The organism is Kribbella sp. NPDC000426 (genome assembly GCF_040300265.1).
Taxonomy (GTDB): domain Bacteria; phylum Actinomycetota; class Actinomycetes; order Propionibacteriales; family Kribbellaceae; genus Kribbella.
On record NZ_JBEPDK010000002.1, the window covers coordinates 753,349 to 766,805 of the forward strand.

At 68.2% G+C, this 13,457-nt stretch carries 11 protein-coding genes; 8 read left to right on the forward strand and 3 right to left on the reverse strand.

The features are described 5' to 3' along the window. Positions 1-939 carry a lipoyl synthase gene (lipA, locus tag ABT313_RS11395; protein ID WP_350851175.1) on the reverse strand — a complete coding sequence of 313 codons (939 nt, stop codon included), beginning with the start codon at positions 937-939 and terminating at the stop codon, positions 1-3. A 56-nt stretch (positions 940-995) separates the two neighbouring features. Here lipA and ABT313_RS11400 point away from each other — a divergent pair, with 56 nt between their 5' ends. From ABT313_RS11400 to ABT313_RS11420, 5 genes are all read left to right on the forward strand, one after another. After that, a complete protein-coding gene (locus ABT313_RS11400; protein WP_350851177.1) occupies positions 996-2,294 on the forward strand; it encodes a sensor histidine kinase in 1,299 nt (432 codons plus the stop codon). Continuing rightward, entirely contained in the window at positions 2,287-2,958 is a 672-nt protein-coding gene (locus ABT313_RS11405; protein WP_350851179.1) for a response regulator, read from the forward strand. Before ABT313_RS11400 ends, ABT313_RS11405 begins: the two co-directional genes overlap by 8 nt. A gap of 116 nt (positions 2,959-3,074) precedes the next feature. Then, complete coding sequence (locus tag ABT313_RS11410; protein WP_350851181.1) at positions 3,075-3,965, forward strand: ABC transporter ATP-binding protein; 891 nt, start codon at positions 3,075-3,077, stop codon at positions 3,963-3,965. Then, positions 3,962-5,128 carry an ABC transporter permease gene (locus ABT313_RS11415; protein ID WP_350851183.1) on the forward strand — a complete coding sequence of 389 codons (1,167 nt, stop codon included), beginning with the start codon at positions 3,962-3,964 and terminating at the stop codon, positions 5,126-5,128. Before ABT313_RS11410 ends, ABT313_RS11415 begins: the two co-directional genes overlap by 4 nt. Positions 5,129-5,237: 109 nt before the next feature. Beyond that, on the forward strand, positions 5,238-6,203 hold the full coding sequence (locus ABT313_RS11420; protein ID WP_350851185.1) for a LysR family transcriptional regulator: 966 nt from the start codon (positions 5,238-5,240) through the stop codon (positions 6,201-6,203). A 3-nt stretch (positions 6,204-6,206) separates the two neighbouring features. Here ABT313_RS11420 and ABT313_RS11425 read toward each other — a convergent pair whose 3' ends face one another. Then, on the reverse strand, positions 6,207-7,580 hold the full coding sequence (locus ABT313_RS11425; protein WP_350851187.1) for a hypothetical protein: 1,374 nt from the start codon (positions 7,578-7,580) through the stop codon (positions 6,207-6,209). 109 nt (positions 7,581-7,689) lie between these two features. Here ABT313_RS11425 and ABT313_RS11430 point away from each other — a divergent pair, with 109 nt between their 5' ends. After that, entirely contained in the window at positions 7,690-9,006 is a 1,317-nt protein-coding gene (locus ABT313_RS11430; protein ID WP_350851189.1) for a sulfatase family protein, read from the forward strand. A gap of 5 nt (positions 9,007-9,011) precedes the next feature. Further along, entirely contained in the window at positions 9,012-10,379 is a 1,368-nt protein-coding gene (locus ABT313_RS11435; protein ID WP_350851191.1) for a sulfatase family protein, read from the forward strand. A 7-nt stretch (positions 10,380-10,386) separates the two neighbouring features. Here the strand turns inward: ABT313_RS11435 and lipB are convergent, their stop codons facing one another. Then, positions 10,387-11,103 (reverse strand): lipoyl(octanoyl) transferase LipB, encoded by a 717-nt coding sequence (gene lipB, locus ABT313_RS11440; RefSeq protein WP_350851193.1) that lies wholly within the window; start codon positions 11,101-11,103, stop codon positions 10,387-10,389. 91 nt (positions 11,104-11,194) lie between these two features. Between lipB and ABT313_RS11445 the strand changes: the two genes are divergently transcribed. After that, positions 11,195-13,396 carry an HNH endonuclease signature motif containing protein gene (locus tag ABT313_RS11445; RefSeq protein WP_350851195.1) on the forward strand — a complete coding sequence of 734 codons (2,202 nt, stop codon included), beginning with the start codon at positions 11,195-11,197 and terminating at the stop codon, positions 13,394-13,396. Positions 13,397-13,457 lie beyond the last annotated feature (61 nt).

Below are 13,457 nucleotides of genomic sequence, written 5' to 3' on the forward strand. Positions count from 1 at the left end.
CTACCTGTCCTGGTTCTTCATACGTGACTCAACGGCCTGACGGTACAGCCGACCGGCCCGGTACGACGAACGCACCAACGGCCCGGACATGACTCCGGCGAAACCGATCTCCTGCGCCTCGGCCTCGAGCTCGACGAACTCCTCGGGCTTGACCCAGCGCTCGACCGGGTGGTGCCGCACCGAGGGACGCAGGTACTGCGTGATCGTGATGATCTCGCAGCCTGCAGCGTGCAGGTCCTTCAGCGCCTGGCTGACCTCGTCGCGGGTCTCGCCCATGCCGAGGATCAGGTTCGACTTGGTGACCAGGCCGTAGTCGCGGGCCTGGGTGATGACGTCCAGCGACCGCTCGTACCGGAAGCCGGGCCGGATCCGGCGGAAGATCCGCGGCACGGTCTCGACGTTGTGCGCGAACACCTCCGGCCGGGAGGAGAACACCTCGGCCAGCTGCTCGGGTACGGCGTTGAAGTCCGGCGCGAGCATCTCGACGCCGGTGCCCGGGTTGAGCTCGTGGATCTGGCGGATCGTCTCGGCGTACAGCCAGGCGCCGCCGTCGTCCAGGTCGTCGCGGGCGACGCCGGTCACGGTCGCGTACCGCAGGCCCATGGTCCGGACCGATTCGGCCACCCGGCGCGGCTCGTCGCGGTCCAGCGCCTCGGGCTTGCCGGTGTCGATCTGGCAGAAGTCGCAGCGCCGCGTGCACTGGTCACCGCCGATGAGGAAGGTCGCCTCGCGGTCCTCCCAGCACTCGAAGATGTTCGGGCAGCCGGCTTCCTGGCACACCGTGTGCAGTCCCTCGGATTTCACGAGTTTCTGCAGCGCCTGGTACTCCGGGCCCATCTTGGCGCGGGTCTTGATCCACTCGGGTTTGCGCTCGATCGGGGTCTCCGCGTTGCGCACCTCGAGCCTGAGCAGTTTCCGTCCTTCTGGGGCGATGGTCACGCCCCCAAGGGTACGCGTCCCCGCACATGACTGTTTCACCCGTACGCTCATGGGTTATGTCATGGACCCGGCCCGCGCCGACACCTCGCGAGCAGCGGTACGACGTGCTGCTGGGGCTCGGGATGGCCCTGGCGTCCCTGCTCGGGACCGAACTCGCCCGCGGCGGCTCGCCAACGCACGTCAACCTCGGCATCGGCGGCGTCGAGCCGTACGTGCTGAGCGCGGCGATCGCGCTGCCGATGTGCTTCCGGCGCCGCTGGCCGATCCCGGTGGTGCTGGTGGTAGCGGTGCTGTTCGTCGTGAACGGTGAGCGGGCCTTGTTCGCGTTCGGCGGCAACCTCGTCACCCAGGCGACGATGTTCATGGCGATCTACGCGGCGGTCGCGTGGTCCCGCGACCGGCGGCTGATGAAGGCAGCGGTCGCCCTCGTGTTCGTGGCGATGTTCGGCTGGCTGACGCTCAACTTCGTCAAGGCGCTGCAGAACAACTCGATCGAGGGGCCGAACCACGCCCTGTTCTCGCCGTACGTCTCGAACGTCGTGCTGGCCGTCGCGTTGAACGTCCTCTACTTCTTCGGCGCCTACTTCTGGGGCCGAACGGCGTGGGGCACCGCCCGGCAGCGCGCCGAACTGGAACAGCAGGCGACCGAGCTGGCCGCCCAGCAGGAGGCGAACTCGCGGCGTGCGGTGATCGACGAGCGGTTGCGGATCTCACGAGAGCTGCACGACGTCGTCGCGCACCACATCAGCAGCATCGGCGTCCAGGCCGGGGGAGCGCGGCGGGTGATGGACACCGATCCGGACGCGGCGAAGAACGCGCTGAACGTGATCGAGGAGTCCAGCCGAAGCGCCGTCAACGAGATGCGCCAACTGCTCGGCATGCTCCGGGCGGCGGATCCCGATATCGACGTGACCGCGCCGGATCCGAAGGCGCCGCAGGCCGGCGCCGACCGCCTGCCGGCGCTCATCTCGGAGGTGAACGGCCAGGGTCTCGAGGTCGGTTTCCACCAGATCGGAGCGCCGGCCGAGCTGCCGAAGACCGTCTCCGTCTCGGTGTACCGGATCGCCCAGGAAGCGCTCGCGAACGTCCGGAAGCACTCGACGGCCCGCAGCGCTCATCTCACACTGCGTTACCTGGGTGACACGGTCGAGCTCGAAGTACTCGACGACGGTCGTCCGAAGCACGCGCCGGTGGGCAGCCGGCTCGGCCATGTCGGGATCCGCGAGCGGGTCGGCCTGCTCGGCGGCGAGAGCGAGATCGGCCCTCGGCCCGTGGGAGGATTCCGGGTCCGGGTCCGCATCCCGCTGGACCACCCGATGCTCGATCAACCGCTGTCTGGAGGGCTCGATGAGTGACCCGATGCGGGTCCTGCTGGTGGACGACCAGGATCTGGTCCGGGCCGGGTTCCGGATGATCCTGTCGGTCGAGCCGGACATCGAGGTCGTCGGGGAGGCGTCCGACGGCGAGAAGGCGATCGAGCTGGCGCTGGCGCTGCGGCCCGACGTCGTACTGATGGATGTCCAGATGCCCGGCATGGACGGGATCAGCGCGACCCAGCGGATCGTCGCGGAGGACGCCGGCAAGGTGGTCATCCTGACGACCTTCGATCGTGACGACTACCTGTTCGAGTCGCTCGGCGCCGGTGCGAGCGGCTTCCTGCTCAAGAACACCGCGCCCGAGGACCTGGTCGAGGCGATCCAGATCGTCCACTCGGGCCACGCTCTGCTCGCGCCCGAGGTGACGCGGCGCGTCATCAAGCGATTCACCGGCGGCGGCGAGCGCGTCTACCGCCCTGACCTCCTCGCCGACCTCACCGAGCGCGAACGCGAGGTTCTCGGCCTGATCGCCCGCGGCCTCACCAACACCGAGATCGCCACCCAGCTGTTCGTCGGCGAGGCCACCGTCAAGACCCACGTCTCCCGCGTCCTACTCAAACTCGGCCTCCGCGACCGCGTCCAGGCCGTCGTCTTCGCCTACGAATGCGGCCTCGTCACCCCGGGGGACGACACCTCCGCCTAGCGGGTGACCTGCGCGATCACCCTCACGGGCGACGTGCCGGGAGGTATGTCCTCACTAGGTTTGTCAGTGTCGGGTGCACGCCCGGCGGGGGCTGACCTGGACGGGAACGGTGACACATGCTGAGGGTGGTCGGGCTCACCCGGCGGTTCGGTGATCATCTGGCGCTGGACGACGTGACCTTCGACGTCGTACCTGGACGGATGACCGGATTCGTCGGGGCCAACGGTGCCGGTAAGACGACGACGATGCGGATCATCCTCGGCGTCCTGGCCGCGAACGCGGGTGAGGCGCTGTGGAACGGTTCGGCGCTCACCCAGGAGGTGCGGCGCGACTTCGGGTACATGCCCGAGGAACGCGGGCTGTACCCGAAGATGAAGATCCGCGACCAGCTGGTGTTCTTCGGCCGGCTGCACGGGCTCTCGCCGGACCGCGCTCTGGAACGGACCGACAAGCTGCTCGAGCGGCTCGGGCTGGCCGAGCGGGCGACCGACGCGCTGGAGACGCTGTCGCTGGGCAACCAGCAGCGGGTGCAGATCGCGGCCGCGCTGGTGCACGAGCCGATCGCGCTGGTGCTCGACGAGCCGTTCAGCGGCCTCGACCCGCTCGCGGTCGACGCGATGGTGGACCTGCTCCGCGAGGAGGTCACGTCCGAGGTGCCGGTGCTGTTCTCGAGTCACCAGCTCGACCTGGTCGAGCGGCTGTGCGACGACCTCGTCGTACTGTCCCGCGGGAAGGTGGTCGCTGCCGGCTCGGTCGCGGACCTGTCCGCCGGCTCGACGACGACGTACCGGCTCGTGGTGGACGGGGACGCGGGCTGGCTGCGGGACGTACGGGGCATCGAAGTACGCGATGTGGCCGGCGGTACGGCGCTGTTCGACGTACTGGACGGTGTGGACGGTGTGATCGAGCAGAAGATTCTTCAGGAGGCGCTCAGCCGGGGACCGGTCCGTGAGTTCGGGCCGGAGCGGGTGGCGCTCAGCGACGTCTTCCGGGAGGCGACCCGATGAACGTACTGGACAGGCCGTGGGCGCTGATCGCCGAGCGCGAGATCAGCACGAAGCTCCGGGACAAGACCTTCATCGGCTCGACCCTGGTGATGCTGTTCATCGTGATGGTCGCGGTGATCCTGCCGGCGATCCTCGCGGGCCGGGGCGGCGCGGACAAGATCGCGGTCGTCGACGACGCGGCTGCCAAAGTCGTTCAGCAGGCATCGACGACCCAGGGCGGTGACGGCTACACGGTAGTGCGGGTTGCGGACAGGTCGGCCGCCGAGAAGCAGGTGACCGACGGCGACGTGAAAGCGGCGCTGGTGCCGGGCACCGACGGGTACGTCGTCATCGGCAAGGACCACGTCGACTCGGGGATCGAGAGCGCGCTGCGCGAGGCGGCCGCGGCCGTCGGCATGGAGACGAACGCGTCGAAGGCAGGCTTGACTCCGGCGCAACTGCATGCGGGTACGAAGGTCGACGTACAACTGCTGAAGCCCGGGCCGCTCCCGGATCTCGTCTCGCAGTTCGTGAACATCGGTCTGGCGTTGGTGTTCTACATGACCGCGCTCGGCTTCGGCATGATGATCGCGCAGAGCGTCGTACAGGAGAAGGAGAGCCGGGTCGTCGAGATCCTGGCCGCCGCCGTGCCGATCCGGTCGCTGCTGTGGGGCAAGGTGCTTGGCAATACCGTCCTCGCGCTCTCGCAGATCGTAGTGATCGCGGCCGCGTCGCTGGTCGGGCTGCTGGCCACTGATCAGGCCGACATCCTCGAGGTGGTCGCGCCGGTGGCCGGGTGGTTCGTGGTGTTCTTCGTACTCGGATTCGTGGCGCTGGCCGGGCTGTGGGCGGTCGCGGGTTCGCTGGCCACGCGGCAGGAGGACCTCGGGTCGACCACGCTGCCGGGGCAGATGATCCTGATGATCCCGTTCTTCTTCTCGGTGTTCGCGGGCTCGTCGGCCAAGACGGTGGCGTCGTTCGTCCCGATCGCGTCGTCGATGTCGATGCCGGGCCGGATGCTGACCGAGGACGTGCCGATCTGGCAGCCGCTGGTCGCGATCGCGCTGCTGCTCGGCGCGACCGTGCTGATCGTCCGGCTGGGTGCGCGGCTGTACGAGCGGACTTTGCTCCAGACCGGGCGGCGGCTCGGGTACCGCGAGGCCTTGGCACTCGAAACTTCGTAGCACATCGTTACAGCCGGGTCCGGTGTTACAGCTCCGGGCCTGGCTGTGACAAAACCGCAATGTAGGGTACCTGTGTGCTGTGCCTACACCTGGACTACGGTCACAACGCATGAACGTCGAGCTGCGCCACCTGCGGGTGGTGGTCCTGGTGGCAGAAGCGGGGTCCGTCGGACGGGCCGCCCGCTGGCTCAAAGTCAGCCAGCCGAGCCTGACCGCGCAGCTGAAGCGGATCGAGGCCGCGTTCGGCGGAGAGCTGTTCGAGCGCTCCCGCACCGGTGTCACCCCGACGCCGCTGGGCCGGTACGCCGTGGATCGCGCGCGGGCCATCCTGGTCGACGTCGACCACCTATCCGCGACGGTGTCCGCGATGACCGCGGTCGAGTCGTCCGCCGTCCGGCTCGGTGGATTCCCGACCGCGCCGATGTCCGGGATCGCGTCCCGGCTGCGCTCGCACGGCGAGATCGAGCAGGTCAGCATCGAGGTCGAGTGGTCGACCAGCGTGCTGCTGCAGCAACTGGAGAGCGGGCGGCTGGATTTCGCGCTGCTCCGTGAGTTCCCCGGGTTCGAGCTGCGGCTGCCGACGGGGGTCGAGTCCACCACGGTCGTCGAGTCGGAGTCGGCGTACGTCGCTCTCGCGGCCGATCACCCGGTCGCGGAGTCGACCCGGGCACGCGGCGAGGTCGAGCTGGCGTCGCTGGCCGACGAGGAGTGGATCGGGGAGCCGCCGGACGACAGCGGGTTCCATGTGTTGTTCCGGGCGGCGTGCGAGGCGGCCGGGTTCCAGCCTCGCGTGGAGCATCACTCCGTCGACACGTCTGTCCTGATGGGGTTCGTGACAAGTGGTCAGGGTGTCGCGCTGATCTCGCCCACGTCGTACCGGATGTTGTCGTCGGACGTCACGACGCGGACACTGGTGGGCGATCCGATCCACCGGAAGCTGGTGCTCGCGTGGAGCACGGAATCACCGCGCGCCCAGATGGCGACCGACGTACTCGGGATGGCCAGCGCCGCGTACGACGAGGCGATCACCGAGCACGCGCGCCGAGGTGCTCACGAACGCATGCACGTTGCCTAGCCGTTAGGCGGGCTTGACCACCGGGTTCTCGAACGCGAGGTGGAACTCCCCGGTGTCCTCGGGGTCCTCCATCCGCTCCCGATACTGCGACCCCACCTGCTCCTTGGGCGTCACAGTCCGCTCAGCCGCCTTCGGCTGCTCGACCGGCTTGGTCTCCTGGACCTGAGCCTGCGGCTTGGCCGGCTCCGCCTGTGCCTGCGGCTTGGGCTGCTCAGCCACCTCGGGCTGGGCCTGCGGCTTCGCCTGTTCGACGGGCTGGGTCCCGTCGACCTCGGCCCGCGGCTGCTCAAACGGCTTGGCCTGCTCAACCGGCTTGGCCTGCTCAACCGGCTGGGTCTGCTCAACCGGCTGGGTCTCGTCGACCTGAGCCTGCGGCTGGGGCTGCTCTGCCGGCTTGGGCTGCTCGACGGGCTTGGTCTCTTCTGCCTTCGGCTCCACCGGCTTCGGGTCGGTCGGCTCCGGCTGGGGCGCCGGCATGGCCTGGGTCTCGTCGACAGGCTCGGCGTCTTTGGCCTCCGGCGCGTCTTCCTCCACCGGCTCGGGTTGTGCCGTCGGCACCGCCTGAGTCTCCGCGACAGGCACAGCCCGCGTCTCCTCGACCGGCATCGCCTGCGTCTCCTCGGCTACCGGCTCCTGAGCCGGCGCCTCGGCAGCGGCCGACTCGTCCTCTTGCACTGGGGCGGCGGCGACCGTCTCGTCACCTACGTAGTTGCCCCCAGCATCAGCCTCCGGGAACTGCCGCGTCTGCTCGAATTCAGCCCCGACCGGGAACTGCCGCGTCTGCTCGTCCGCCTGGTTCCGCGGCTGCACCGGCTCGGGCTCGGGCTCGTCGAAGAGGTCGTCGTACCGCGTGTGGCTCTCGTACGCGACCGGCTCCGCATAGGTGCTCGCGGCAACCGGGTACACGGCCGCGACGTCCGCCTCCTGCTGCGCCTGCGCCGCCTCCTGCTCGCGCTGCAGACGCTCGTCCTCGGCCCGCTCACGCCGACGCCGCTGCACACTGCGGACGATCAGCTGGATCGCGTACACCAGCGAGATCACCCCGAGGATCGGTACGACGCCGTTCAGCGTGTACTGCTTCGACCCGTCGATCATCCCGGTGGTGACGCCGGGGACGTCGTTCAGGAAGTTCGTGGTCCGGTTCGGGATCCAGAGCCAGCAGTAGACCAGCGTGCCGAAGGCGAGGAACGCCCCGAGCGCGCCGGCGCCGGAGAAGTACGACACGACGGCCCAGAAGACCAGCGCGCCGATGCCGAAGGCAAGCGCCAGCTCCTTCGCATTCAGCTCGATACCACCCGGGGCCGCGAGTACTCCGAAAACGGCCGGTCCGGCCAGAGCAACGGCTACGCCGAGCAAGAACCCAAGAAATTTGGCCACCACCCCAAGGTAGCGACGATCGGCCGCCGCGCCGTGCAGACACTTCGGTACGCCACACCAGACACATCCGCCCCAAGCGCACCGGCAATCGTTTGCCTAGGCTGTCCCCGTGGACCGTCCTCCGAACATCCTCGTAGTCCTGTCCGATGAGCACACCGCCGCCGCAGCCGGTTGGACCGGCCATCCGCAGGTAAAGACACCACATCTGGACCGCCTGGCTGCACAGGGTGTTTCGTTCGACCGCGCCTACACGAACAGCCCTATGTGCGTCCCCTCGCGGCTCTCGCTGATGGCAGGGCAGTACGTGCACCAGATCGGGGCCTGGGACAACGGCGTGATCCCTGGTCCGACGTACCGCACCTGGGGGCACCACCTGCGGGAGGCCGGTTACACCTCGGTCATTGCCGGCCGCACGCACTTCAACGGACCAGACCGCGTGCTGGGCTTCGACAAGCGGCTCACCGACGACCTGGACTTCTGGCTGGACCACAGTGGCCGGCCACCCCGCCGTACGCCGGACTGGCGGCGCCCGTCCAACTCACACGTCACCGAGCAAGGCGCTGGCGACCACGTCCACACGCAGCACGACATAGCCGCAACCGACGCCGCAGTGGACTTCCTGCGTGCTCCCGGCGAGGACCCGTTCCTGCTGTACGTCGGCTACATGCACCCGCACTTTCCGTTGGTCGCCCCACCGGAGTTCCGCGAGCTGTACGACGCCGCCGATGTCGAACTGCCTGCTGTCGCCGACGAACAGCACCCAGTGATCTCGCTGCTGCGTCACGGCTTCCGCAACGACGAACCGCTGACGGAGGAGCAGATCCGGGAGGCAACGGTCTGCTACTGGGCTCTGATCAGTCACCTCGACCACCAGATCGGCCGACTGCTCGATGCAGTCCCGGACGACACAGTGGTCATCTACACCAGCGACCACGGCGAAATGGCCGGCCATCACGGCATCTGGCAGAAACAGTGCTTCTACGAGCCCGCAGTGCGCATCCCGCTGCTCCTGCGCCACCCAGCCATCGCGCCCGGTCGTACGGATGCCCACGTCAGCCTGATCGACGTACTGCCAACCCTCAGGGACGTTGCCGGGCTGGCATCCGACCCCGCCCTCCCAGGCCGTTCGCTGCTCGACCCAACGGATCGCCCAGTGCTGTCGGAGTACCACGCACAAGGCATGCTCGACGGCGGATTCATGCTGAAGTCCGGCCCCTGGAAGTACTGCTACTACGGCGCCGCCAACCCGCCGCAGGTCTTCAACCTCGACAACGACCCGTCGGAGCTGAACGACCTGTCCGCCGACATGCCTCTGGCGCAACGCCTGGATGCAGAGCTCAGATTGCTGCTGGACCCCGACGCGACCGATCTCCGTGCGAAGTCAGACCAGGCCGAGCGCATGACTGCCTCGACCTCGAGAGGATGAGTGTGGTGCCTGCTCCGAACATTCTGCTGATCGTTTCCGACGACCACGGGTACGCCGACCGCGGCGGCCTCGGACTGCACGCCGACGTACACACCCCGTCCCTCGACCGCCTCGCCGCCGAGGGCGTGACCTGCACCGACGCCTATGTGACAGCACCGATCTGCAGCCCGTCCCGCGCCGCGATCATCTCGGGGTTGTACCAGCAGCGGTGGGGCGGCCAATGGTTCGACTCCGCGGCCTTCCCGCCGGACGACGTACCGAGCCTGGCGGAGATCCTGCAGAACCAGGGTTACCGCACGGGGTACTTCGGCAAGGTGCACTACGGCAAAGAGGACGTGGGGGACAGGGGCTGCCCACCGCACCACGGCTTCCAGGAGACGCTCTACGGGTTGGCTGGCCAGTCCTCCGGTCGACTGAACTACCTGCACCACTCAGAGGACGCGATGACGTCGTACGGACAACCTGCGGCGCACCACATGGCTGTGCAACCGCTGCTGTCGGGCGACACCCCGGTTGAACACGAGGGCTTCCTGACGGCCGAGTTCGGCCGACGAGCAGCCGATTTCATGAGTACTGCGGACGAGCGCCCGTACTTCTGCATGGTCGCCTTCAACGCAGTACACAACTTCTGCTGGCAACTGCCGGAGTCCGAGCTGAAGGCACGCGGCCTGCCTGCCTTCCGGGACTGGTCGCCCGACACGGACGGCGCCTTCATGGAGTGGTACGACGACGTGATCGTGCCGAACCTCCCGCACGGCCGCGAGTACTACCTCGCCCAGCTCGAGCTGATGGACGCGGAGATCGGACGCCTGCTCGACGCGGCCGACGAGAACACCATCGTCGTCTACATCACCGACAACGGCGGCTCGACCTGCAACTTCGGCGACAACGCCCCGCTCCGCGGCACGAAGTACACGCTGTGGGACGGCGGCATCCGCATCCCGATGATCTGGCGCTGGCCGGGTCAGCTGCCCGCGGGCCGCAGTACCGACGCTCTGGTCAGCACCATGGACCTGGTCCCGACGCTCGCGAGTGCAGCCGGCGCGACCGTCACCGAAACGGACGGCCTGGACATCCTCCCGGCCTTGGCCGGCACGTCATCCACAGCCCACGACACTCTCCACTGGGACTGCGGCTTCCAATGGGCCGTCCGCTCAGGCTCCTGGAAACTCAGCTGGGTCGCCGACGACACCAACACCCAGCACTTGAAGAGCTACGAACACGCGCCGATGGGCAACGGCTGGTCCCTCACAGACCTGTCCACCGACATCGCCGAACAAACCAACCAGTACGACGAGCGTCCGGACGTCGTCGCCCGACTGCAGAACCTGCACACCACCTGGCGCTCTGAGGTCGGCCTGCCTTCCAGCTAACGGCCGGTCAGACAGTCAGGCCGTATGTGATCGGCGTCGGACCCTCGTCTGCGTGCTCGATGTCCGGGCTGCGCTCGTACTCTTCCCAGGCGAGGAGTTCGTCGAGGTGCTTGCGTACCGAATCGAGCACCTCGGTCACCGTCACCTCGCGGCCGAGCTCGTTCGACAGCGTCGTCACGTCGGCGTCCGAGATCCCACATGGCACGATCCGGTCGAACCAGGCCAGATCGTTGTTGCAGTTCAGCGCGAACCCGTGCATGGTCACACCCTGCGCGACCCGGATCCCGATCGCTGCGATCTTTCGCTCCCGACCACGCTCGTCGGCCGCGACCCAGACCCCGCTACGCCCCTTGACCCGGCCGGTCTTCACCCCGAAGTCCGCGCAGACCGCGATCAGCGCCTCCTCGAGCCGCCGTACGTAGTCCACGACATACACATGTGAGGCGAGCTTGACGATCGGGTAGCCGACGAGCTGCCCCGGTCCGTGCCACGTGATCTTCCCGCCACGGTCGACATCGACGACCGGCGTACCGTCGAACGGCCGCTCCTGAGGCTCGGTCCGCTTGCCGGCCGTGTATACCGGCGGGTGCTCGAGCAGGATCACCGTGTCCGACCCGGTGCCCTCGGCAACCTCCGCATGCAGCCGCCGCTGCTCCGCCCACGCAGTCTCGTACTCCACCGCGTCGGCCCCGAAGCCCGCTTCCACATACTCGATAACCCTCACCCGACCGAGTGTAAGCGCCCCTCAACATCGCCCCGCCAAAGGCCCTCTCCGCCAATTTGGCGTAATCGAACACATGTTCTAATGTTGTCGCATGGCGACCATGCAGGCAACACCTCAGCCACCCGGAGAACGCACCCTCACCGGGTCTGCCGGCATGTTCACCTCACCAGCCACGCCGTCGACCGACTGGCTTGCGTACTTCGACAACGGCGAGGTCCCGGTTACCTTCAACGTCGAACTGGCCGAACGACTCGCCAGAGAAGCGGCAGCCGACCTGGCATCGATGGAGGCCGCCGGCGCGCTCACGCCACCCGACGACGCCGACAGTTTGTACAACCCCAACGATCCGGACGCCGTGATCAACCCGAGGTTCCTGTCCGCGGAAGACCTGTACGACGAGCTACCGCCGATGTCAGCCGTCGACGCCCTCGAATGGGAGCTGTGGGCCGGCGTCGATCAGGACGAGGCAGAGCGGGCGATGCTGCGCCGTGAAGCACCCGAGTGGGTCTTCCTGCCGCCCGGCGCCGCCTTAGCCACCGCACTGGAACCCGTCCGCCCGCAGTACCAAACACCGATCGCACTGATCGAGCTGATGAAGGCCGCCAGCCGAATGGCATCGTGGGCGGAGTCCATCAAGCTCGCCGCGATGGCTTCCTTCTACCGCCAGCGCAAAGGCCAGCACGCCGCGCAACCACGCCCAGCCCAGATCGACACCTCGGGCCGGCCGATCGACCCGGAACGCTCATGGGCCGCCGAGATCGCCGCAGCCCTGCGCCTGTCCGCAGACACCGCCGCCCGCCACATCGACACCGCGCTACACCTGACCGGCCCGTTGACCGCAACCCACACAGCCCTGAAAACCGGGGCTCTTACCTGGTCCAAAGCCCTCTCGATCTCAGAGGCCACCCAATCCCTGCCGGACTCAGCCGCCCAAGCAGTCGAGTCCCACGTACTGCGCAACGCCCACTCCCAAACCCACGCCAACCTCCGCCGATCCCTCCGCAGACAGGTCGCCAAACACGCCGCCGCCACCGAGGCCGCCAATCACCGCGACGCCGTCCACAACCGCACCTGCAAGATCGTCCCCTTGTCGGACGGCATGGCCGGCCTCTGGGTCGTCCACACCGCCGACAAGATCCAGCAAATGTGGGTCGCCGTCCAAGCCCTCGCCAACCTAGCCAAACGCCCCACCCCAACCACCCCACCAACCCCGGCTGCGCACGCACCCAACCCAACCCCGTCACCCGGGCCAACCCCGTCACCCGGGCCAACCCCGTCACCCGGGCCAACCCCATCGGCTGGGCCAACCCGATCCGCTGGGACAACCACCGAGCGCCGGCCATCTGCACGCACCACCCCGGCCAAGACCACTGCGCCAACCCACACCGCGCCAACCCACGCCGCGCCACCCCCCGCCGCCGCACGAGCCCACACCACCTCAGCCAGCACGGCGGCGCCTGGAACCGCGGCAACTGGCACCACTGCAACCGCCACCACCCCGCCCACGGCGGCGTCCGACGACGCCGAGCCGGGCGACCTGTCGGGCGACTTCTCCGGCGACACCGCAACCACCGCCGACACCGCAACCACCGCCGCGAGCCGTTCGCGTGACGGGCGGACTGCTGAGCAGCGCCGGGCCGACGTCGTCGCCGACCTGTTCGAACACCTCCTGCACAACGGAATCGACTGGCTCGGCCGCCGCCTACCCGACCAACACCGACGCCGCCCACACATCGAGGTCCTGATCCCCGCCAACACCCTCCTGGGCTTGGACGACGACCCCTGCGAACTCACCGGCTACGGCCCCATCCCCGCCGAGATGGCCCGCCGCATAGCCGCCGACGGCACCTGGCGAAGACTCCTCACCGACCCCACCAACGGCACCGTCCTCGAAGCCTCCACCCACCGCCACGACCCCAGCACCCTGGTCACCGAAACCCTGCTCGCACGCCACCCGACCTGCGCGTGGCCAGGCTGCAACCGAACCGCCCGCGAATGCGACCGCGACCACGGCACCCCCTTCGCCCAGTCGCGACGTACAAGCCTCTCCGGCCTAGCGCCGTACTGCGAGTACCACCACGTCATCAAAGACACCCCCGACTGGGGCTGGACCACAACCAACCACCCCGACGGCTCGATCACCCTGACCGCTCCGACAGGCCACCGCTACACAACCGTCCCACCGCCCCAAGGCCCGATCACCGACTCACACCCCCACGGATCTCCAAGCCCGCAGAGACCCGGAACCGAGCAGGCCAGCCGAACTCACAGTGCGGACCTCCCTCCGTTCTGAGCAACACCATCCGGACGTGCGGGCCGTCGACAGCGGCACATCCCAATGCACACCGGACGCC

Coding starts and splice junctions, on each gene's coding strand:
- ABT313_RS11410 (WP_350851181.1), top strand. CDS start 3,075: ATGCTGAGGGTGGTCGGGCTCACCCGGCGGTTCGGTGATCATCTGGCG.
- ABT313_RS11415 (WP_350851183.1), top strand. CDS start 3,962: ATGAACGTACTGGACAGGCCGTGGGCGCTGATCGCCGAGCGCGAGATC.
- ABT313_RS11445 (WP_350851195.1), top strand. CDS start 11,195: ATGGCGACCATGCAGGCAACACCTCAGCCACCCGGAGAACGCACCCTC.
- ABT313_RS11420 (WP_350851185.1), top strand. CDS start 5,238: ATGAACGTCGAGCTGCGCCACCTGCGGGTGGTGGTCCTGGTGGCAGAA.
- ABT313_RS11405 (WP_350851179.1), top strand. CDS start 2,287: ATGAGTGACCCGATGCGGGTCCTGCTGGTGGACGACCAGGATCTGGTC.
- ABT313_RS11400 (WP_350851177.1), top strand. CDS start 996: ATGTCATGGACCCGGCCCGCGCCGACACCTCGCGAGCAGCGGTACGAC.